This is a genomic window from Halorubrum sp. SD41, from assembly GCF_058630335.1.
Genome location: NZ_JBZVGZ010000038.1, coordinates 1 through 20,303 on the forward strand (window position 1 = coordinate 1; position 20,303 = coordinate 20,303).

At 69.9% G+C, this 20,303-nt stretch carries 17 protein-coding genes and 2 pseudogenes; 8 read left to right on the forward strand and 11 right to left on the reverse strand.

The features are described from left to right. The first annotated feature begins 305 nt into the window (after nt 1-305). The 3 genes from AC4NMM_RS14430 (at nt 306) to AC4NMM_RS14440 (ending at nt 3,823) form a co-directional block, all read left to right on the forward strand. Complete coding sequence (locus AC4NMM_RS14430) at nt 306-2,213, forward strand: methyl-accepting chemotaxis protein (protein WP_491924576.1); 1,908 nt, start codon at nt 306-308, stop codon at nt 2,211-2,213. Nucleotides 2,214-2,416: 203 nt separating this feature from the next. Then, a complete protein-coding gene (locus tag AC4NMM_RS14435; protein WP_491924577.1) occupies nt 2,417-2,557 on the forward strand; it encodes a DUF2080 family transposase-associated protein in 141 nt (46 codons plus the stop codon). 3 nt (nt 2,558-2,560) lie between these two features. Then, on the forward strand, nt 2,561-3,823 hold the full coding sequence (locus tag AC4NMM_RS14440; RefSeq protein WP_491924578.1) for an RNA-guided endonuclease InsQ/TnpB family protein: 1,263 nt from the start codon (nt 2,561-2,563) through the stop codon (nt 3,821-3,823). 26 nt (nt 3,824-3,849) lie between these two features. On the opposite strand, the gene AC4NMM_RS14445 is transcribed toward AC4NMM_RS14440, so the two are convergent. The 4 genes and pseudogenes from AC4NMM_RS14445 to arcD all read right to left on the reverse strand — a co-directional run bounded on the left by AC4NMM_RS14445 (nt 3,850) and on the right by arcD (nt 7,753). After that, complete coding sequence (locus AC4NMM_RS14445) at nt 3,850-4,257, reverse strand: DUF7993 family protein (protein ID WP_491924579.1); 408 nt, start codon at nt 4,255-4,257, stop codon at nt 3,850-3,852. Nucleotide 4,258: 1 nt separating this feature from the next. Next, nucleotides 4,259-4,759 carry a DUF2240 family protein gene (locus AC4NMM_RS14450; RefSeq protein WP_172863963.1) on the reverse strand — a complete coding sequence of 167 codons (501 nt, stop codon included), beginning with the start codon at nt 4,757-4,759 and terminating at the stop codon, nt 4,259-4,261. 63 nt (nt 4,760-4,822) lie between these two features. Then, complete coding sequence (locus AC4NMM_RS14455) at nt 4,823-6,142, reverse strand: MFS transporter (RefSeq protein ID WP_096395395.1); 1,320 nt, start codon at nt 6,140-6,142, stop codon at nt 4,823-4,825. Nucleotides 6,143-6,287: 145 nt separating this feature from the next. Further along, a pseudogene (gene arcD / locus AC4NMM_RS14460) lies at nt 6,288-7,753 on the reverse strand (arginine/ornithine antiporter ArcD). 198 nt (nt 7,754-7,951) lie between these two features. Between arcD and AC4NMM_RS14465 the strand changes: the two are divergent. Next, entirely contained in the window at nt 7,952-8,935 is a 984-nt protein-coding gene (locus tag AC4NMM_RS14465) for an NOG1 family protein (protein WP_491924580.1), read from the forward strand. Nucleotides 8,936-9,579: 644 nt separating this feature from the next. Here the strand turns inward: AC4NMM_RS14465 and AC4NMM_RS14470 are convergent. The 3 genes from AC4NMM_RS14470 to AC4NMM_RS14480 all read right to left on the reverse strand — a co-directional run bounded on the left by AC4NMM_RS14470 (nt 9,580) and on the right by AC4NMM_RS14480 (nt 13,935). Beyond that, a complete protein-coding gene (locus AC4NMM_RS14470) occupies nt 9,580-10,329 on the reverse strand; it encodes an SIMPL domain-containing protein (protein ID WP_096395391.1) in 750 nt (249 codons plus the stop codon). A gap of 59 nt (nt 10,330-10,388) precedes the next feature. Beyond that, nucleotides 10,389-12,557 (reverse strand): formate/nitrite transporter family protein, encoded by a 2,169-nt coding sequence (locus tag AC4NMM_RS14475; RefSeq protein ID WP_491924581.1) that lies wholly within the window; start codon nt 12,555-12,557, stop codon nt 10,389-10,391. A 103-nt stretch (nt 12,558-12,660) separates the two neighbouring features. Then, nucleotides 12,661-13,935, reverse strand: coding sequence for a TIGR00341 family protein (locus tag AC4NMM_RS14480; protein ID WP_491924585.1), 1,275 nt, complete (start codon nt 13,933-13,935; stop codon nt 12,661-12,663). A 125-nt stretch (nt 13,936-14,060) separates the two neighbouring features. Between AC4NMM_RS14480 and AC4NMM_RS14485 the strand changes: the two genes are divergently transcribed. Next, entirely contained in the window at nt 14,061-14,309 is a 249-nt protein-coding gene (locus tag AC4NMM_RS14485) for a DUF8006 family protein (RefSeq protein ID WP_096395387.1), read from the forward strand. Nucleotides 14,310-14,445: 136 nt separating this feature from the next. Further along, nucleotides 14,446-15,327 (forward strand): homoserine kinase, encoded by an 882-nt coding sequence (locus AC4NMM_RS14490; protein WP_096395385.1) that lies wholly within the window; start codon nt 14,446-14,448, stop codon nt 15,325-15,327. 7 nt (nt 15,328-15,334) lie between these two features. Here the strand turns inward: AC4NMM_RS14490 and AC4NMM_RS14495 are convergent, their stop codons facing one another. Further along, entirely contained in the window at nt 15,335-17,065 is a 1,731-nt protein-coding gene (locus AC4NMM_RS14495) for an HTTM domain-containing protein (RefSeq protein WP_491924582.1), read from the reverse strand. A 132-nt stretch (nt 17,066-17,197) separates the two neighbouring features. Between AC4NMM_RS14495 and AC4NMM_RS14500 the strand changes: the two genes are divergently transcribed. Continuing rightward, entirely contained in the window at nt 17,198-17,614 is a 417-nt protein-coding gene (locus tag AC4NMM_RS14500; protein WP_491924583.1) for a thiol-disulfide oxidoreductase DCC family protein, read from the forward strand. An 81-nt stretch (nt 17,615-17,695) separates the two neighbouring features. Here the strand turns inward: AC4NMM_RS14500 and AC4NMM_RS14505 are convergent, their stop codons facing one another. From AC4NMM_RS14505 to AC4NMM_RS14515, 3 genes are all read right to left on the reverse strand, one after another. Beyond that, nucleotides 17,696-18,247 carry a dihydrofolate reductase gene (locus AC4NMM_RS14505; protein ID WP_491924584.1) on the reverse strand — a complete coding sequence of 184 codons (552 nt, stop codon included), beginning with the start codon at nt 18,245-18,247 and terminating at the stop codon, nt 17,696-17,698. After that, nucleotides 18,247-19,275 carry a thymidylate synthase gene (thyA, locus tag AC4NMM_RS14510; protein WP_096395377.1) on the reverse strand — a complete coding sequence of 343 codons (1,029 nt, stop codon included), beginning with the start codon at nt 19,273-19,275 and terminating at the stop codon, nt 18,247-18,249. The genes AC4NMM_RS14505 and thyA overlap by 1 nt, the downstream gene beginning before the upstream one ends. 119 nt (nt 19,276-19,394) lie before the next feature. After that, the gene (locus AC4NMM_RS14515; RefSeq protein WP_172863980.1) at nt 19,395-19,991 is read right to left on the reverse strand and encodes a metal-dependent hydrolase; all 597 of its coding nucleotides are present in this window, start codon (nt 19,989-19,991) and stop codon (nt 19,395-19,397) included. Nucleotides 19,992-20,134: 143 nt separating this feature from the next. Here AC4NMM_RS14515 and AC4NMM_RS14520 point away from each other — a divergent pair. Beyond that, nucleotides 20,135-20,303 (forward strand): annotated as a pseudogene (locus AC4NMM_RS14520) (pyridoxal-phosphate-dependent aminotransferase family protein); the annotation flags it as partial.

Here is a 20,303-nt window from a genome sequence, read left to right on the forward strand (position 1 = left end):
GCGTGGTTCTCAGCGAGGCACGGACGGCGCCCCCGAGCCGGGCGGCGAGCGGGAGGGTTATAAGGGCCGGCCGCCGCGCGGGCGACGCCGTCGCCGCCCGTCCGGCCGGGCGAGTTCGGGGAGTCGGCCCTCCGATCGCCGAACTTGTTCGGCTTTTGTCGTGAAAGCAGCAAAATACGCGGGTACTGTGCGCTCCGCGGGTCGGACGCGATCAGTTTATTAGCACTGCTCAGCGCGCTAAACGACGGTATCAGCGATAATAGTTAGAGGCGATGTTCTTTAATAAGATACGACAATCGTCGGGCATGGCAGAGACTGCGACCGGAGTGGACGCGGGCGAATCGGGTGGGGTAGCGGGGAGCGTTCGGGAGGTGATCCGGTACATCCCGGACGGAACCTCGATGCCGGAGGAGATGTGGGCGCCGCGCCACCGGAACATCCTGATCGCGACCGTGATACAGGTGCCGCTGCTGATCGCGATGGGGCTGTACAGCGGGACCGAATCGATCACCGGCGCACGGATTCCGGCGACGCCGCTGTGGATGCTCGGCGGGTTCGTCGCCGTCATCCTCGGCACCGCGGGACTGGCGAACTGGTCGCGGCTCGGCCGCCGCCAGCGGACGGTGCTCACGGCGTTCAGCCTCATGACCGTCTCGATGGCGATGGTGAAGCTGTCGGGCGGGTACATCGAGGCGCACTTCAGCTTCTTCGTGTTCATCGGGGTGCTCGCGCTGTACGAGGACTGGCTCCCGTTCGCCGTCGGCGTCGCGTACGTGGCGGTGGGCCACGGCGCGTTCAGCCTCATCGACTCAAGCCTCGTCTACAACCACACCGCGGCGATCGAGAACCCGATCGTCTGGGGCGGTATTCACGCCGTCTTCGTCCTCGCGCTCGCCGGCGCGCTGATGGTCAACTGGTACTCGATCGAGAAGTCGCGCGAGGCGGCGCGCGAGCAGCTGGAGCTGGCCGAGCGGAAGCAGTCGGAGATACAGGACGTCGAGGCGGCGAAGGCGGAGGTCGAACAGCGCCGCGAGGAGGTCGAGCGGCTGAACAGCCACCTCGAGACGAAGGCCGACGACTACAGCGCCGCGATGGACAGAGCGGCCGCCGGGGACCTGACCGTACGGCTCGACGCGGAAAGCGAGAGCGAGGCGATGGCGCAGATCGGCGAGGCGTTCAACGGCATGATGGACGACATCGACGAGGCGATGGGCGAGGTCCGATCGTTCGCTCAGGAGGTGTCGACCGCGAGCGCGAACACGGTCGACGGCGTCGAGACCGCGGCCGACCGGAGCGAGGCCGTCAGCCAGTCGGTCACGGAGATCGCCGAGGGGGCCGACGAGCAACGCGAGATGCTCCGGCAGGTGTCCGACGAGATGAACGACCTCTCGGCGACGATCGAGGAGGTCGCCTCCTCGACGGAGACCGTCGTCGAGGTCGCCGAGGGGACCGCCGACATCGCGGACGACGGCGAGGAGACCGCCGAGGCCGCCATCGACCGCGTCGAGGAGTCCCGCGAGGCGCTCGACGACGCCGCGGAGACCGTCCAGGAGCTCGACGAGCGGATGGAGGACATCGGCGAAATCGTCGACCTCATCGGCGACATCGCCGAGCAGACGAACCTGCTCGCACTCAACGCGAACATCGAGGCGGCCCGCGCCGGCGGCGGCGGTGGCGGGAGCGACGGCTTCGCGGTCGTCGCCGACGAGGTGAAACAGCTCGCGGAGGAGACCCAGGACGCGGCCACGGAGATCGAGGAGCTCATCGGCGCTACGCAGTCGCAGACCGAGGGGACCGTCGACGCGGTCCGGAGCGCCGAGGAGAACATCGCCGCGGGCGCCGACGCCGTCGAGGACGCCGCGGACGCGTTCGCGCGGGTGTCGGACAACGCCGCGGAGGCGGGCGAGGGGATCCGCGAGATCAGCCGCGCCACCGACGACCAGGCGGCCAGCACGGAGGAGACCGTCTCGATGGCCGAGGAGGTCGCGGACATCAGCCAGTCGACCGCCGACGAGGCGGACGCGGTCGCCGAGGCCGCGGACGAGCAGTTGACCGCGATGAACGAGGCGACGGCGGAGGCCGGCTCGCTCGCGGAGCAGGCCGAGCGGCTCGGCGCGCTCGTCCGCGACTTCGACGTCACCGGCGCTGACGCCGACCCCGCGGCCGGTGCCGGTCCGAACGTCGCCGTCGGCGACGGCGGGCAGCCCGAGTAGTCGACGACCGCGCGACGGGGCTCTTTTTTAGCTGAATGTAGGCGGTAAGCCCCCTTCCTTAAGGAGCAACGCAGGCCGAAGGCCGAGTAGCGCAGTAGGGAGGGGATACACCGCCGTCATCATCGTCAATACACTGTTCTATTCCTAACCCACAGGCCAACGCACCGACACACTTATGTTGAAACAGAGTTTAAACACAGGTGATGGATAGACACGAAATCGGAGGCCACGAAGTCATCGACGGCGAGGTGAAAGCCACTGGCAACGGCGCACACGTCCTCGTCCCAAAACGGTGGCGTGGCGCAGACGTGAAAATCGTCAGAACCTCTGAGCCTGACGAGTAGCCGATGAACTACAACTACAGGTATCGCCTCAAGCCGACAGAAGACCAGCGCGAGACGCTGGACTACCACCGCGATACCTGTAGACAACTCTATAACCACGCCCTGTACCGCTTCAACCAAATCCCCGAAGACGAGGGTACCGTCAAACAGCGTGTCCGCAAAATCCGTGACGAGCTTCCCGATCTCAAAGACTGGTGGGATGCACTCACTGATGTCTACTCGAAGGTACTCCAGCCCACCGTCATGCGGGTCGCCAAGAACGTCAAAGCTCTCGGAAACCTCAAAGAGCAGGGCTACAAAGTCGGTGAACTTCGGTGGAAGTCACCTCGGGAGTTTCGCAGTTTTACGTACAACCAGTCTGGCTTCGAACTCGACAAGAAGAGTGGGCAGACTGTGTTGTCACTGTCGAAACTCGCAGCCATCCCCATCGAGTTCCACCGACCGCTGCCTGACGACGCTACGGTCAAGCAAGTCGCGCTCAAAAAGGAGAAAACTGGCGAGTGGTTCGCCATCTTCGGCATCGAGATGGACACAGAACCGCCAGCCAAGCCACCGCTGGAGGATATTGACACTGACGAGATGGTCGGGATTGACGTGGGTATTCTGAAGTATGCCCACGATACAGACGGCACAGCGGTCGAATCACTCGACCTCTCCAAAGAACGTGACAGGCTCGAATGGGAGCAACGGAAACTCTCCCGGAAAGAGCGTGGGTCGAACAATTGGGAGAACCAACGTCGGCGCGTCGCTGAGTGCCATCTCGCCATCAAGCGCAAGCGGAATGATTTCCTACACAAACTCTCGAACTACTACGCTCGGGAGTACGAACTGGTTGCCGTCGAAGACCTTGAGGTCAAAGGGATGCTCGAATCGCCGCGAAACAGCCGCAACACGGCGTCAGCTGCGTGGACTACCTTCACCGACATGCTCGAAACGAAGTGTGAACGGGAAGGCACGCACTTCGTGGAAGTCGATCCAGATGGCACCACCAAAGAGTGCGCTCAGTGTGGCGTCGAAACCGACAAACCGCTGTGGGTTCGAGAACATTCCTGTCCTGCCTGTGGCTTCGAGGCAGACAGAGACGCAAACGCAGCGTGGAACATTCTCTCTCGCGGACTCACCGAACTAGGAGTGGGTCACTCCGAAGAAACGCCTGTGGAGACTGCGCTCCCTGCGGGAACTACCCCGGTTCCTGCAAAGCGTGTCGTGGAAGCAGGAAGCCCCTGCCTCAAGGAGCCGCCGAAGGCGGCGAGTAGGCAGGGGTAGTTCACCGGATCGACGCCGGCCGCCGGCTACTCTTCGCCCGACGCGTTTCCGACCGCTTCGAGGACCGCGAGCGCCCGCTTCACGCCCGCGCCGTCCTCGACGAACACCAGCGTGCGCGGCGGGTGAACCGCCTTCGGACGCGCGCGGAGGTCGACCGCCCTCGCCGCTTCCGCGGCCGCGTCCGGGGCCGCGATTGCCTCGATCCGCGCGCGGTCCGGCTGGACGTACACCTCGGCGACCGTTTCGGTCGCGTCCTCGTCCGTTCCGGACTCCTCGCGGGCGATCCGGTACGCCAGCGCGCCGTCGGCCGTCGGCTCGACCTCGCGGTCGGCGTCGACGACCGCCAGCCCGCGGAGGTCGCTCTCGTTGCCGGTCACCTCCGAGGCGAGCAGTTCGGCGATCCGGACGCCGTCGGCGAGGCGGTCCGCGACCATCTCAGGCCGCCTCCGAATCGTCGGCGGCGCGCTGATCTGCCGTTCCGTCGCCCGCCGCGGCGGCGAGCTCCTCGCGCACGTCGGCGGCGAGGCGGTCGACCGCGGCGCCCTGCTCGCGGGCGTAGAGGACCGCGGCGGCCTCGATGGTAACCGCCAGCGCGCGCTGTCGCTCGTTGATCGCGGCGACCGCGCGCTGCTTCTCGACGCCCGCGGCCACGATGGCGTCGAGCGCGCTCTCGAAGGTGGACTGCTCGCGGAGCACCGACTCGTCCGGGGCGAACCCCTCCGGAACGGTCACCTCGGCCGGGTCGAACTGCGGGACCAGATCGCCGTCCTCCGAGGCCAGCAGCCCGCGACCGACGGCGACGTCGACGAGGCGCTTCGCCTGGTCGGGCGAGAACCACTCTCGCTCCAGCGACAGCGCGACGACGAACTCCCCCTCGCCGAGCCGGTCCTGGGCCCGGGTCTTGAACGGGGCGGCGACGGCGACCTCCAGACTCATGTGGAACGGACGGCGCGGCGGGCGCGTAAACGTGTCGAACGCGGGGGCGCGCTCCCCGGCGAGTCACCGCACTGCGCCCGACCCGCCGCCGTCGACTCGGCGCCCGACGGCGAGCGCGACCGCCGCGCCCGCGATGACGAGCGCGCCGGCGACGCCGAACGCGAGGCGGTAGCCGACCGCCGCGAGCCAGCCGCCGAGGACGCTGCCGATTCCGCCCGCCAGCGCTCCGAGCGCCGCGTACGCGCCGAGCGCCTCGCCCCGGATCGCCGGCGGCGCGAGGCGCGTGACGAGCACGCCGGCGGTGACCGCGATCACCGCCCACGTGAGCCCGACCGCCGCGAACGCGACGCCGACCGCGACGAACCCGAGCGCGCTCGCGCCGAGCGCCGCGCCGACGAGCGCGACCGTGGGGAGCATGACCGCGCGGGCGACCAGCCCGCCGACTTGGAGCCGCACGACGTTCCGCTCGGCCGCGAGGCGGCCGGCGGTCCCGAACGCGACCGCGGCCGCGACGCTGTTCACTAGGTACAGCGCGAACGTGCCGCCGGAGCCGAACCCGATCTCGGTGAGGAACGCCGGCAGCGGCGCGAAAAAGGCCGAGAATCCGGAGAGAAACAGGAGCGCGGCGAGGAAGTACGCCGCGAGCGCGGGCGTGAAGCGCGCGGCGAGGCGTCGCGGATCGAGCCCCCGAAAGTCGGTCCGGGCGAGCGCACCGGGGAGCGTCGCGCCGCGCACGGCGAACCGGTCGGCGCGGCGGATGGCGCGGCGCACGCGGCTCCCCGAGGGCAACGCGGCGGTGCCCTCGGTCAGGTCGCCTGGCGGGTCGGCCGGGAGCGTCCGGGCGGCGGCGACACAGGAGAGCCCGGCGGCGACCGCGAGCGGCGCGAACAGCGTTCGGGTGGCGGCCGCCGGCGACGCGACGGCGGCCCCGCCGACGGTCCACGCGGTCCCGAGGAGGAGCCCCAGCGCCCAGCCGATCCCCTGATACCGGTTGAGGTCGGCGATCCGCTCGCTCCAGGCGGCCTCGGGCGCGTCCGCGACCGCGAGCAGGGTCAGGACGGGCGTCGCGGCCGCGAAGGCGAACCAGACGACGGCGTTGGCCGCGATCACCGCAGCGATCCGGTCGGTGAGCGGGACGGCGGCGACCGCGAGGGTCGCGCCGGCGAGCGCGGCGAGGACGAGCCCTCGCCGCCTGCCGGTGCGGTCGGCGGCGCGACCGAACCAGAGGGCGCCGGGGACGCCGACGAGCGCCGCGACGGCCGCGAGGATGCCGAGGACAAACGGGCCGCCGCCGAGGTCGACGACGTACAGCGGGACGACGAGCGAGGCGCCGCCGAAGGCCACCGAGGCGAGCCCCCACGCGTACAGCCACCGCTCGGACATGGGCCGACTCGGTGTCCCGCGGGACAAAACGGATCCGGTTACGGCGCTCGGTATCGCGAACGGAACAGTCGATATCGCGAACGAGGCGCTCGGTTCCGCGAACGGACCGGTCGGCCCGAGCGGGACCGAGGCGGCCGTCCGGGGCTCAGTCGTCGCTTCCGGGAGTCGGCGCGGCGGTCTCGCCCGGATCGGCGTCGGCCGCGAGCGGTCCCACGTCGATCGTGTAGCCGGTCGCGGCCATGGCGAACAGCACGAGCGGCGAGAGGAACGCGAACAGGTAGTAGGGCGCGTACTCCAGCGTCGGCACGCCGGTGGCGCTCGCCATGAAGACGGCGCCGGCGTGCCACGGGAACAGCGCGCCGGTCGGCGTCCCGGCGGCCTCGACCGCGCGGGAGAGCTGGTCCGTGTCGAGCCCGAACTCGTCGTAGGTGTTCCGGAGCGTGACGCCCGGGAGGACGATGCTCATGTACTGCTGGGAGGTGAGCGCGTTGATGAAGATCGCCGAGACGCCGGTCCCCGCCACCAGCGCGCCCGGGCTCCGCACGGCCGACGTGAACGCGTGGGCGAGCACCGCGAGGACGCCCGTGCGCTCCAGTATTCCGCCGAGCGAGAGCGCGGCGACGACGACCGTGATCGTCCACGCAGAGCCGGTGAGTCCGCCGGTCGCGAGGAGGTCGTTCACCGTCTGGGAGCCCGACTCCGGCGCGGTCCCGTACATGAATATCTCCCACGCGGCGACGAAGCCGGTCCCCTGGAGGAGGATGGTCGTGAACGCGCCGGCGAACACGCCGGCGACGAGCGTCGGGAGCGCCGCGTAGCCGCGCAGCGCCAGCCCGAAGGTGACGACGAGCGGGACGAACGCGACGACCGTGATCGCGTACGTCTCCGTGAGTCCGCCCTGGATCTCGGCGATCCGGCCCGCCGGGATGGCCCCGCTCGTGCGGAGGCCGAGCGCGGCGAAGCCGAGGACCGCGAGCCCGAAGGCGATCGCGGTGCCGGTCCGCATGCGGCGGATGTGACCGTACAGGTCGGTGTTGGTGACGCCGGCCGCGAGGTTCGTGGTGTCGGAGAGCGGCGACTGCTTGTCGCCGGCGTACGCGCCCGAGAGGACCGCGCCGACCGTCATCGGCGCCGGGACGCCGAGCCCCGCGCCGATGCCGACGAAGGCGACGCCGAGCGTCCCGACGGTGGTCCACGAGGAGCCGATCGCGAACGCGACGACGGCGGCGAGGACCGCGGCCGCGGGGAGGAACGTCGTCGGCGAGAGCACCTCCAGCCCTAGTACATCAGGCTCGGGATGGTGCCGGCGCTGACCCACGTGGCGATCAGCCCGTAGATGGTGAAGATGATGAGGATCGCCTGGAGCCCCATCACGAGGCCGTTGGCGATGCCGTCGAACAGGTCGTCCCAGTCGTAGCCGAGCCACAGCCCGAACGCGCCGACGAAGGCGATGCTCCAGAGGAGCGGCGGGTGCGGGTCCAGGCCCAGGAGGGCCGAGCCGATGCCGAGGAACGCGACGACGGCGAGGACCGGAACCAGCGCCGCCGCCAGGCTCGGGCGACGGTCCGGGTCGAGGTCCTCGTACGCCGTCGGCGTGAACGAGCGTGCCATGCGCCGCGATATTCTCTTGAAGCATAAGAACGTCTCGAAATATGCGTGGTGAAGATAACGATCGTTCATCGCCCTCGCAGTCCGCGGCGACGGAACGGCTCCGTACCCGAGGGTCGGCGCGTTCGACCGTGTGCCGCCGTGTCGCGGGGGTCCGCAAACGGACGGTCTTATACGCGTCGGCGGTCAAGTCGGGGCAACATGATATTTGAGGGCCTCCCGACGACTCCGCGCGCGGAGGAACTCGTCGACAAGGCGTTCTCGCGGGCGGCGCGGGCCGGGCGCGCGAAGCGCGGGCACGACGCCCAGGAGTCGATGCTCCGGACCGCCGGCAACGTGCTCTCGGACAACTTGGAGAACGTCGTCACCTCGTGGCCGGACTTCGGCTTCGACGTCGACCCGTTCTACTACGAGCTCGCCGACGCCATCGTCGACGTCGACCGCCTCCGACAGGCGCTCTCGCAGGTGATGTGGGCCAGCCGCCAGATCGAGGACCTCCGCGACGAGTACACGACGAAGATCCGGAACTCGGACGTCGACACCGCGCGGAAACACCGCAAGCAGGCGTTCGCGCGCATGGCGGACGTGATGGACCAGATCGAGGACGACCTCCGGTACATCGGCGACTCGCGCGACCAGCTGAAGGTGCTCCCGGAGATCGACCCCGACGAGCCGGCCATCGTCGTCGCCGGCTACCCGAACGTCGGGAAGTCCTCGTTCGTCAACCGCGTCACCCGCGCGTCGAACCAGATCGCGGAGTACCCGTTCACCACGAAGGGCGTCCAGATCGGCCACTTCGACCGGAACCGCGTCCGGTACCAGATCGTCGACACCCCCGGCCTCCTCGACCGGCCCGAGGACGAGCGCAACGACATCGAGCGGCAGGCGGTGAGCGCCCTCGAACACCTCGCGGACGCCGTCGTCTTCGTCATCGACCCCTCCGGCGACTGCGGCTACCCCCTCGACGTCCAGCTGGAGCTCCGCGAGGAGGTCCGCGAGCTGTTCGGCGCGGACGTGCCGCTGCTCACCGTGGCGAACAAACACGACCGCTTCGAGGCGGTGAAGGCGGAGTCCGTCGACGCGACGATGAGCGTCACGGAAGGGGAGAACGTCGAGGACGTCCTCGACATGGCGGTCGACGCGGTCGGCTACGAGCCCGACCTCCCGACGCGCGACGGGGAGTAGTCACGGGAGTACGTGTAGTACGTCGTGAGTGAAGCCGTTTATAAGTAGAATAGCGGTGTTGTTGTCGGCTGTTTATAAGTGACTGACACTACCGCGGTGAGTGCCTCCAAAGCCCCAGCCGTCGAGGCGGGCGGACGCTCGCTGTGCTCCTTGTGACTCGCGTCGCTCGTTCCTGCGGTGTCACCGGCGGCTTCCCCGCCCGCGTTTCCTTGGGGGGCGCGCCCCGCTCATTTTGTCCCCCCCCCCCCCCTCCCGCGGTCCCCCCTTGTGTTCCCCCCCCCCCAACCCCGCCCAACCTGCCCTGCCCCTTTGAGCCCCCCCCCGCACAGCCCCCCACAGCCTCCCCCCTCCCCACCCCCGTCCCTGGCGCCCCCCCGGCGCCAGCGACTCCCTCGCGGGCTGGCTCGCGGCCTCCGCTTCGCTTCGGCCGCTCGCAGGCGCGCCACCGCACCGCGGTGTTCTTTTATAAGCGATCGTCGCTATCGCTCATCGCCTTTTAAATATACTCCCGCCACCGCTGATCTGCGATACCTACTCCCGCACTCGATCAAGAAGCCGTCCCATCAATCGTCTTTTTCAGGTAGTAAACTGTCCGAAAACGGGAGTACAAAAGCGCCCTGAGATCGATACGTCCCCGGTCGGCCTCAGGCCGGCGTCGCCTCGTACACGACGTTCACCGTGACGCGCACGCTCACGTCGCCGGTCTGGACGCTCGTGGAGGCGCCGCCCGCGTCGCCGCCGGCGGCCGCGTTGAAGCTCTCGGCGATGAACGGCGTCGGGTCGGACTGCGCCGTGGAGACGTCGTACACGCCGACCACTTCGAGGTCGCTCGCGTTCGCGAGGACGGCCGCGTCGTCGTCGGCGTTCGCCATCGCCGCCGTGAGCGCCTCCTCGCGGAGTTCGCGCTCGCGCTCGTCGCTCAGCCCGAACTGGATACGCTGGACCTGGTCGGCGCCGGCATCGACCGCGACGTCGATCACCTCTCCGACGGCGTCGACGTCGTCGAGCTCGATCGCGTACTGGTGGACGCCCTCGTACCGCGTCCGGTTCGGGTCGTCCCGGGTCTCGTAGCTCTCGCGCACGTCGTACCGCTCGGTCCGGATCGCGTCCTCGTCGAGCCCCCAGTCGGTCAGCGCCGTCCGGATCTCCTCCTCGCCGGCGGCCAGTTCGTCGCGCACGGCCGCGGCGTCGTCGCCGGTGGCGGTCACCGCGACGCGGAGCGTGGCGCGGTCCGGGGCTGCGGTCGCCTCGCCCGCGGCCGTCACTTCGATGCTCCGTTCCAGTCCCGTCTCGTCGCCGCCGTCCGTCGGGGTGGCCGTCCCCGCGATCCCCGCGCAGCCGGCGAGCGCCACGAGCGCAGCGATGCCGATGAGTGCCGTCAGTCGTCTGTCCATATCCGCCCGATCGACGGCGGGTACCTATAAAACGCCGATAGCGCAAAGAGCCGTTTTCGCTATCGCGCGTCGTCGCCGCGGTCGGCGTCGTCGTCCGCCTCGTCCGCGGCCTCCTCGTCCGCCTCGTCGTGGTCCGCGATGAACGTTTCGTCGAGGTGCGGCTGCTCGTCCTCGGGACCGTCGTCCGCGCTCTCGGCCGTCTCGTCGGCGTCGGCGCCGTCCGCATCGTCCTCGGTCACCTCGTCGACCGCCGCGTCCGCGGCGGCATCGGACCCGCCGTCGGGAGATCCGTCGTCCGGGTCGCGACCGGCGCCGTCGCGGGTCTCGGCGGACCGTACGTCGGTTCCCTCGGACCGCTCCGGATCGCGCTCGACGCCGCCCGACACGTCGGTCGCGCGGCGGCCGGAGCCGAACAGCCGCTCGCGCAGCGACCGGCTGCTCGGGCGCTCGGTGAGCAGCACCGAGGCGTCGACGTCGTGGATCACGTCGAGGTGCAGCGAGTCCGAGACGAGCCGCGAGAGCAGCCCCTTCTCGGTGGCGCCGATGATGACGAGGGTCTTGTCGGCGGCCGCGTCGCAGATTCCCGCCTCCACGTCGCCGCCGTCGTCGACCACGAGTTCTGCGTCTTCGAGGCCGTGTTCCTCGGCCCAGTTCGCGAGGAACAGCTCACCCTGTCCCCTGTTCTCTGGCCCGTCGACCACGTGGAGCAGCGTCACGTCGGCGTCGGCCGTGTCGGCGAGCACCTTCGCGACCTCCGCGCTCAGGTCCGAGTCCGGACCGCCGGAGGTCGGGATCAGGACCCGCGAGGTGTCGAGCTCGTGCTCGTTGAGGATGAGGAAGTCGCAGGGGAGCTGGTTGGTGAGCTCGTCGATGGGGCGCTCGGCGCGGGCGGCGCTCCACAGCTGGTCGTCGCCCCAGCCCATCAGCACCGCGTCCGGGCGGGTCCGACGGGCCATGTTGAACACCTCCTCGAACGAGCGGTGCGAGACCACCGTCGAGGTCGATACGTCGACGTCGTACTCGGCCGCGGTCGACCGGAGGTCGGCCATTCCCTGCGCGGAGACGTTCGCGATCCGCTGGCCCGCGTCACCGGAGGACAGGGACATGCGCTCCGGCGCCTGAACCACGTGGACGATATGGACGACCCCGTCCTCGTGGCTGCTCGCGAGCCGCGCCGCCAGCCTGACGATCGGGCCGTCCGTCCGGGGGTTCGTGATCGGCACCATGATCCGGTACCCCTCGCCCGCGAACAGCGTCGCCTCGGTGGCGTCCAAGATGGGGACGTACGAGCGACCGGCCGCGCGGCCGAACACCCACTCGGGGACCGTCAGGCGACGGCTGACGCCCTCGAAGCGCGCCTCTTCGAGGCGCTCCTCGCTGGTCTGGAAGTAGTTGACGAGCGTGACTAAGACGACACCGCCGATGGTGTTCCCAAGCAGGACCGGGACCACGAACCCGACCATCCCGGAGTAGAGGCTGATCTCGGCGCCGTAGAGCGGAATGCTGTACTCGAAGAACAGGTAGAGGACCTCGGTGAAGGAGACGACCACGTGGAACAGGTCGCCGAGCGGGATCGCGAGGAACGCGAGGTAGACGACGAGCATCCGACTCACGGAGTCGGTGGAGGCGAAGCCGACCCAGACGACGCCGGCGACGACGAGCCCCGCCATCGCGGCCTTGAAGAACAGCGGTACGGTGCCGACGCCGAACCCTCCCTCGGAGATGTACCGCGCCGCGTCGACGGTGTCGCCCGTGAAGACGCCCCCGTACGACAGCACGAGCGCACCGATCCCGCCGCCGACGAAGTTCCCCGCGAGCACGATCGTCCAGTGGCGGAGGAGCGTCGGAAGGCTCGCGAGTCGTTCGAGGGTGAGCGCCACCGGCGGTAGCGTGTTCTCGGTGTACAGCTGGTAGCCGCCGATGATGATGTAGATGAACCCGAGCGGGTACAGCAGCACGCTCAAGACGGGATGGGAGTCGGTCGCCGCGGTCAGCGACGCGTACAGCATGAACGTGATCGTGATCGCCAACCCGGCGGCGAGCCCGCTGAAGAACAGCTCGCGGCTCCCCGAGGTCACCTCCTCGTCCGCGGCCGCGATGATCCGCTGGAACACCTCGTCCGAGGAGAACCGGTCCCGGACGGCCTCGCCGACCGCGGGCGCGCCGCTCCGGGACCGCTCGACGACCTCACGCATCGAGTCGTCGTCGGGTTGCTCTGAGTCCGTCACTGGCGGAGGCCACGGCGGCCCGGTAAAAGTCACTTGCTCTTCCGGTCACGCGGGGAAAACCGAGCGAACGGCTGGCGATCGGCGGAACCCGCCGGCGGGGCGCTCAGGCCCGTTCGACGGTCACCGTGCGGACCTCGACGGCGACCTCGCGGTCGACGGCCGCCTCGATCCGGCCGTCGAGCGCGGGCGCGATTCCCTCCACGGCGCTGCCGGGCGGTACCCCCACGGTGACCACCACCCGGTCCGTTTCGAGCGGCGGGACGGTCCCGGTGCGCTCGACGCTCAGTTCGAGGAGCTCGAACTCCGAGTCGATCGCCGTCAGCTCGTCGGTCGCGGCGGCGCGGATGTCGGCCTCGGTGGTCGAGGCGACGTACGACTCGTAGGTCACGCCGCCGAGGAACACCGAGAGCAGCGCGATGGCGACGGCCAGGACGGCGGCGCGCTTGAGGAACGCGGCGCGCGCCTCGTCCTCGCGGAACCACCGCTGGGGCCGGTACCCCTCGTACCACAGCACCACGAGCGCCGAGAGGTTGATCGAGAGGACGTTCACCGCGACGATGACGCCGGCGCCGATCACGAGCCGCGGAATCTGGAACGCGATCCCGATGCCGACCGCGGCCGCGGGCGGGATGAGCGCCACCGCGATCATCACGCCCACGAGCGTCGCCGAGACGCCGGTCATCAGCGAGACGATGCCCGCGACGCCGGCCCCGATCGCGACGACCAGAACGAGGACGTTCGGCGCGACCCGCTCCGACACCTCCGCGAGTTCGAGCGGGTCGAGCCCGGGCGGGACCAAGGCGAGCGAGCGCAGCGCGAACGCGAACAGCGTCGCCGCGAGGATCGCGACCGTCACGCCCAGTATCTGCATCCGCACGCCGCGCCGGAACAGCGCCTCGTCGTCGACGACGGTGCCGATCGCGGCCGACATCGCCGGCCCGATGAGCGGCGCGATCACCATCGAGCCGACCACGGTCGCGGGCGAGTCGAGCAGGAGCCCCGCGGTGGCGATCACCGCCGAGATGACCGTCATCAGCACGTACGTCCCGAGTCCGGAGGCGAGCCCCTCCGCCTTCGCCTGGAGCTCCTCGCGCGAGATGCGGTCGCCCCCGTGGTCGGCCTCCTCCTCGTACTGCGCTTCGAGCGCCTCGAACCGCCGCGAGATGACCGTCTCGGCCGCGACGATGACGGTGTAGGTGCTCTCGTCGATCCCCGCCTCCCGCAGTCGGTCGAGGACCGGCTCGACGGCGGCGGTCGGGAGCGGGAACGTCGCGACCGCGGTGTACTCCCGACCGCTCGTCTCGTCGGTGACGACGTAGTCGACCCCCTCGTCGTCGAGCGCGCGGACGACCGCCGCCCGCTTGCCCGCCGGAATCATGACCTGAACGAGTCGCACGGTCCCCGGTCGCGCCGACGCCCCTTATAGGATCGGCACGCGGCGGGCCGGCCGAGCCGCGAGAAACGGAACTTTAATGCGCGAATCGCTCACACCTCCAGCCAAGAATGCTCTCGCCGCTGGTCATCGACACGTTCCTGCTCGACTACCACCTCGGGCACATCGTCCTGTTCGGGCTCCTCGTGTCGCTTCTAGGGGCTGCGCCGCTGAAGTCACAGAAGGTCATCGCGTCGATCCTGGCCGTCTTCGGGGTCGTCTTCCTGATGGCGCCGTACACGACGATGCCGCCGACGTTCATCCTCCTCGGCATCCCGCTCGTCCTGGTCGGGACGCTGCTGTGGACGATGGCCCGCTGACGCGGCCGAACGGAACGCCCGACCGAACCGTCCTCGACGCCCCTCCTTCTCTCCCCTCTCCCTCCGCCGGCCGCGACCGCGTTCGTCGTTCTGTTCGATCCCGCTCCTTTTTGCCCCCCGGGAGACACTCCCCGCCATGGTAACGGTACGGGCCCCCGCGACGAGCGCGAACCTCGGGAGCGGCTTCGACGTGTTCGGGGCCGCGCTCTCGCGGCCGGCGGACGTCGTCACCGTCGAGAAGGCGGCCGAGACGACGATCGAGGTCACGGGCGTCGGCGCGCAGTACATCCCGGAGGACCCCGAGAAGAACACCGTCGGCGCCGTCGTCGAGGCGCTCGACGCGCCGGCACGGATCCACATCGACAAGGGCGTGCGCCCGGCCTCCGGGCTCGGCTCCTCGGCCGCGAGCGCCGCGGGCGCCGCGGTCGCGCTCAACCGGCTGTACGACCGCGGACACTCCCGGGAGGAGTTGGTCCCGATCGCCGCCGAGGGCGAGGCCGTCGTCTCCGGGGTCGCGCACGCCGACAACGTCGCTCCCTCGATCCTCGGCGGGTTCACCGTGACGACCGCGGAGGGAACCCGTTCGGTCGACGCCGCGATCCCGCTGGTCGTCTGCCTCCCCGACGTGGCGGTCTCGACCCGCGACGCGCGCCGGGTCGTCCCCGAGAGCGCCTCGATGGAGGAGCTGGTCGAGACGGTCGGAAACGCCGCGACGCTCGCGATCGGCATGTGTCGCTCGGACCCCGACCTCGTCGGCCTCGGCATGAGCGACCCCGTGGTCACGCCCGAGCGCGCCCGCCTGATCACCGGCTACGACGACGTGCGCGACCGCGCCTTCGACGCCGGCGCGACCGGCGTCACCGTCAGCGGCGCCGGCCCCGCGGTGATCGCGGCCTGCCGCGAGCGCGACCGCCGCGGCGTCGCCGCCGAGATGCTCGACGCCTTCGCCGGCGCCGGCATCGAAGCGCGCGCCTACCAGACTCGAATCGGCCGCGGTACGACGTTCCTCACGGAGTGAGCGACGGTCACTCGTTCTGGACGAACTGACCGGAGCAGTCGTACTCGATCAGCCCGAACCGACCGTCGGCCAGCACGGTCCCGTTGTACGGGTCGGTCCGCTCGTAGAAGTGGTAGACGGTGACGTTCTCGACGCCGATCGCGTGCGTCCGGTTCCACTCCCCGCAGAGGTAGTTCGCGAAGTACGAGCGGTGCTTCTCGTTGCTCGTCGACTCGACGTTCGTGAGGTACTTCCGCCAGCGCGCGGTGGGGTACGTCGCGTCGACGTCCGGCGGTCGGTCCAGCGAGACCGCGGCGTCCCGGAACACGTCCCGCTCGCTCCCGTTCTCGAGGACGCCGGGAGCGGCGAACCAGTGGGTCGTGCGGATCGGCTCGGGCGCGAACATCTGCCAGTGCTGATCCATCTCGACCGTCTCTAAGACCTCCTCGCCGGGGTCCGGAACCTCCCCGTAGCCGACCGACTGCGCGCTCGAGAGGACGATCAACACGACGAAGAAGACGGGAATGACCGTCGAGAAGAGCGGGCGGCCGCGCTCGACTCCCGCGCGGATGCCCGCTTCGAGGCCGGCGAGGCGGTCGTTTCGCGTCGGTCGCGGAACCGACGCGTCGAGCGAAGCGATCGCTCTCCCCGCGGATTCGAGGCGCTCACGCCAATGGTCGATGGCCGCGGCCGGGCCGTACCGGTCGACCGCGCGCGCCGCGGCGTCCCAGACCGGCGTCTGGTAGAAGGGGACGAAGCCGACGACGGAAATGAGGGGGAACAGGTCGATCCGCATCGTGACCGCCATTCCGAGGTGCATGCCGACGAACAGCGAGGCGACCGCCGCGCGCGCGTATCCCGTGAGAAGGATCAAAAGCGGCGAGGCGAAAAGCAGCGCGACCCACGCGTACGTGGCCGCTCGCAACAGGGTCGGGAACGCGGCGACGTGGTCGCCGAGGAGGTAGGTGAAGTGGTCCGCCTGCATGACGTACGCGACCGCCTCGCCGCCCATCCAGAGCTCCCCCTCGAGCTTGTGGAGGCCGTTCGTCACGTACATCACCAGCATCTGGAGGAGCACGCCCAGCGAGGCGACCGTCGCCACGGCGGTCCCGTGCGGGCCCCCCGGCGAGGGGGCGGTTTCCGGCGCCGAGTCGTCCTCGTCGCCGTCTTCGGCGTCAGATGCCGCGCCGCCGGCGTCGTCAGGTGTCGCGTCGCCGTCTTCGGCGTCAGGTGTCGCGTCGCCGCCGGGGCTCTCGGCCTCCGCTCGTCGGATCGCGTCGACCGACCAGCGCGCGTCGAGCGGGAGGAAGACGCCCCAGAAGAGCAGCATCGCCAGGAGGGCGTCGCCCGCGTTCAACACCATCGGGTTCCGGGCCTGGAGAGAGAGCAACAGCAGCCACGAGACGGCCGTCGCGAGCCGCGTCCGGTACCCGACGGCCAGCGCGAGGGCGACGACGCCCGCGACCGCGAACAGCGACGCGACGGCCCAGGGCTCGCCGGAGAGCGCGTGGAGCGAGTACGTCCCCGAGTAGTCGGCGAACAGCGCGCGTCGCGGGAGTACGCCGTCGTCGGTGTAAAACGCCGTCAGCGAGCGAGAGCGACGGAGCAGGTCGGCGATCAGCAGCGTTCCGAGCCCGATCCGGAAGGCGGCGAGCGCGCGCAGGTCCACCGAGTTTCGCGCGGCGACGATCGCTGAGAGACGACGAACGGCGGCCGAGAGCCGCGATCTGAGCGTTACGAGGGAGGGACTTCGATTCATAGTGCTGTACCCGTTTTGTTGGACCAACTCTGAAAACGGCATAAGCCTTCGGTACGGTGAAACGGTGGCTCACGTCTCGGTGGCCGTCCGACCGGAATCCTGAACTTCGCGGCCGCCCAAGCGTGACCGGTAATGGAGCGGGAGATTCCGGACGACGCGGGGATAATTCTCTTCGACGGCGTCTGTAACCTCTGTAGCGGGTTCGTCCAGTTCGTCGTCCCCCGCGACCCGGAGGGGAAGTACCGGTTCGCCTCGCTACAGTCCGACGTCGGGCGGGAACTGCTGGCCGAACACGACCTCCCGACCGACGAGCTGGAGTCGATCGTCCTGATCGAGGACGGCGAGAGCTACGTGAAGTCGTCGGCGATCATCCAGATTGCGACGGGGCTCGGCGGCCGCTACCGGCTGCTCTCGCCGTTCCGGTACGTCCCCGCCGCGCTCCGCGACCGCGTCTACGACTTGGTCGCCGACAACCGGTACCGCTGGTTCGGGAAGAAGGACCAGTGTCTGATGCCGTCCGGCGACATGGAGTCGCGGTTCATCGAGTGAGCGCGGTCGGGATCGGGGTGGTGGGCCGCTGCGCGCCACTCCCTCCGCGCCGCGGCATTCACTTCGCCCGCGCCCCTGCGCTCAGTCCCCGTCGCGCCGCTCGTAGGTGACGAACGCGAGGTCGCCGTCGGTCTCGCGCTCGCGCTCGGCCCACGCCTCGGGGTCCCAGTCGGGAAAGCGCGTGTCGCCCTCGGGGCGCTCGGGGATTTCGGTGAGGACCATCCAGTCGGCGCGGTCGAGGTACGCCTCGTACACCGTCGCGCCGCCGATGACGTAGACGGCGTCGACGCCGCGGTCGGCGGCGTCCGCGGTCGCGCGTTCGAGCGCGGTCTCGGGGTCGCCCGCGACGACCGCGCCCTCGGGGAGGTCGTCGTCGCCGATCGGGCGGGTCGTCAACACGACGCTCGTCCGGTCGGGGAGCGGGCCCCCGATCCGGTCGGCGATGCGCTCGTACGTCTTCCGGCCGACGATCACCGGGTGGCCGGTCGTCAGCCGCTTGAAGTGCGCCAGGTCCGCGGGGTAGTGCCACGGCATCCCGCCGCCGTCGCCGATCACGCCGTTCTCCGCGACCGCGGCGACGAGGACGAGGTTCGGGTCGGCGGAGTCGGTCGCGTCGGAATCGGCGCCCGGCATCACTCCGCGACCGCGAACGAGATGCCGTCCGCTGAGTCGTAGTCCACGACTTCGACGTCCTCGTACGTCAGCTCGTCGAGCGGCCTGTCCGCGATCTCGATCCGCGGGCGGTCGCGGGGCGTCCGCGAGAGCTGTTCGAGGAGGCCGGGCACGTGGTCGTACCCCTCCTGGCCGTTCGGCTCGTCGGGGGCGGTGCGCTCGACCCAGCTCTTCACGTCGAGGTAGTCGCCCTTGCGCTCGACGTTCGCGAGCCGCTCCTGGACGTACCGGAGGTTGTTGGCGTACCACTTCCCGCGGTCGCCGCGGCCGCAGTAGACGTGCGCGTCGACGACGGTGTGGCCGAACTCGCCGACCTCGAAGTCGGTCCGCTGGGCCAATGCGTTCGCGAGCAGCGCGTACGCCGCGATGTTGAACGGGACGCCGAGCGCGATGTCGCCGGAGCGCTGCGTGAGGTGGAGGTTGAGCCGACCGTCCTGGACGTTCACCACGAAGGTGTAGTGGCACGGCGGCAGCGTCGAGACGGCGGCGTTCGCCGGGTGCCACGCGTTCACGACCATCCGGCGAGAGTGCGGGTTCTCCTCGAGCGTGTCGAGGACGTACCCGATCTGGTCGAAGGTGCGGCGCGTCGTCCCGTCGGCGTCCTCCTCGACGGTGACCCAGCGGTCGGCGTCGTCGGGCCACGTCTCGCCGGGGAGTGCGGCGTCCTCGTCCGGCACCGGGTACCGGCGCCAGAAGCGGCCGTACGCGGTGTCGAGCTTCCCCTCCTCGTCGGCCCACGCGTCCCAGATCTTCGTCTCCTCGCGGAGGTTCCGGATGTGCTCCTCGCCGGAGAGGTACCACAGCACCTCGTGGATGAGCGAGTTCCACCGGTAGCCGTCCATCTTCTTCGTGGTCAGGAGCGGGAACCCCTCCGCGAGGTCGACGGTGTACTGCCCGCTGAACGTCGCGATGGTGTCGACGCCGGTTCGGTTCGGCTTGTACGTGCCCGTCGAGAGCGCGTCGTCGACGAGGTCGAGGTACTGTTGCATGGTGGGTTCGGCGCGCCGGGATCGGATCGGCCGCCGGCGCGGACTGTTGTCTGGTCAAACGAGGCGGGAAAAGTAAGCGCGTCGGTCCGATGGTCGGGTGGCGCTCGTCCGCCGCGGCCTCACCGGTACCGCTCGGGGAGGTACGGGTCGAACGCTGCGGGAAGCAACGGGATCACGGCCGCCGCGATCTCCGCGAGCCGGCGGCGGAGGACGGTGTAGACGACCGCGATCGCGAGCGTGCCGAACACGACCGCACGGATCGGGGGGTCGACCAGCACGAGCAGCGGGACCGACAGCCCGACGCAGAGCGCGAGGTCCTCGACGGCGCCGTCGTACCGGACGCCGCGCCGGGGCGGGATCCACGTCCCGCGGTGGTGGTCGTACACCGCGCGGTCGGAGTTCCCCTCCCACGGTCTGAGCTCCAAGCCGCCGCCGTACATGTCCGAGACGCTGTGGAGCGCCGCGCCGAGGAGAAAGAGCGCGACGCCGACGGTGAGCGCCGACGGCGCGGCCACGGCCGCGACGAGCGCCGGGACGGCGAGGACGGAGTAGTAGACCGGGTAGTGGAGCGTCCGCCGGTGGCCGGTGTACATGTCGAGGTCGGGGAGGAGTCCGCCCAGGAAGCCGGCGGCGAACCCGACCGGCGCGAGTTCCGGCGCCGCCCGCGCCAGCGGGGCCGCGAGCAGCATCCCCGCCAGCACGTGGGTCGGAAGCATCATCGTACCGGAACGCAGGCGACAGAAATATATGAGGATGTCGGCCCGCCCGTCGCAGGCCGGGGCTCTCGACCGCCCCGTCCCGAGACCGTTGACCGGTCCGCCCGCGGACCGTTTATATATCGCCGGCCGAACCGAGGCGTATGCTCATGACGCCGGGACCGACCGCGGTCCCCGAGCCGGTGCGCGACGCGATGTCCCGCGAGCTGATCAACCCCGACGTCGACCCCCGGTTCCGGGAGATATACGACCGACTCACGGAGCGGCTGGCGACGGTCTACGGCGTCGATTCGGGCGGTTCCGGCGACGCGG

Coding starts and splice junctions, on each gene's coding strand:
- AC4NMM_RS14430 (WP_491924576.1), top strand. CDS start 306: ATGGCAGAGACTGCGACCGGAGTGGACGCGGGCGAATCGGGTGGGGTA.
- AC4NMM_RS14435 (WP_491924577.1), top strand. CDS start 2,417: ATGGATAGACACGAAATCGGAGGCCACGAAGTCATCGACGGCGAGGTG.
- AC4NMM_RS14440 (WP_491924578.1), top strand. CDS start 2,561: ATGAACTACAACTACAGGTATCGCCTCAAGCCGACAGAAGACCAGCGC.
- AC4NMM_RS14445 (WP_491924579.1), bottom strand. CDS start 4,257: ATGGTCGCGGACCGCCTCGCCGACGGCGTCCGGATCGCCGAACTGCTC.
- AC4NMM_RS14450 (WP_172863963.1), bottom strand. CDS start 4,759: ATGAGTCTGGAGGTCGCCGTCGCCGCCCCGTTCAAGACCCGGGCCCAG.
- AC4NMM_RS14455 (WP_096395395.1), bottom strand. CDS start 6,142: ATGTCCGAGCGGTGGCTGTACGCGTGGGGGCTCGCCTCGGTGGCCTTC.
- AC4NMM_RS14465 (WP_491924580.1), top strand. CDS start 7,952: ATGATATTTGAGGGCCTCCCGACGACTCCGCGCGCGGAGGAACTCGTC.
- AC4NMM_RS14470 (WP_096395391.1), bottom strand. CDS start 10,329: ATGGACAGACGACTGACGGCACTCATCGGCATCGCTGCGCTCGTGGCG.
- AC4NMM_RS14480 (WP_491924585.1), bottom strand. CDS start 13,935: ATGATTCCGGCGGGCAAGCGGGCGGCGGTCGTCCGCGCGCTCGACGAC.
- AC4NMM_RS14485 (WP_096395387.1), top strand. CDS start 14,061: ATGCTCTCGCCGCTGGTCATCGACACGTTCCTGCTCGACTACCACCTC.
- AC4NMM_RS14490 (WP_096395385.1), top strand. CDS start 14,446: ATGGTAACGGTACGGGCCCCCGCGACGAGCGCGAACCTCGGGAGCGGC.
- AC4NMM_RS14495 (WP_491924582.1), bottom strand. CDS start 17,065: ATGAATCGAAGTCCCTCCCTCGTAACGCTCAGATCGCGGCTCTCGGCC.
- AC4NMM_RS14500 (WP_491924583.1), top strand. CDS start 17,198: ATGGAGCGGGAGATTCCGGACGACGCGGGGATAATTCTCTTCGACGGC.
- AC4NMM_RS14505 (WP_491924584.1), bottom strand. CDS start 18,247: ATGCCGGGCGCCGATTCCGACGCGACCGACTCCGCCGACCCGAACCTC.
- thyA (WP_096395377.1), bottom strand. CDS start 19,275: ATGCAACAGTACCTCGACCTCGTCGACGACGCGCTCTCGACGGGCACG.
- AC4NMM_RS14515 (WP_172863980.1), bottom strand. CDS start 19,991: ATGCTTCCGACCCACGTGCTGGCGGGGATGCTGCTCGCGGCCCCGCTG.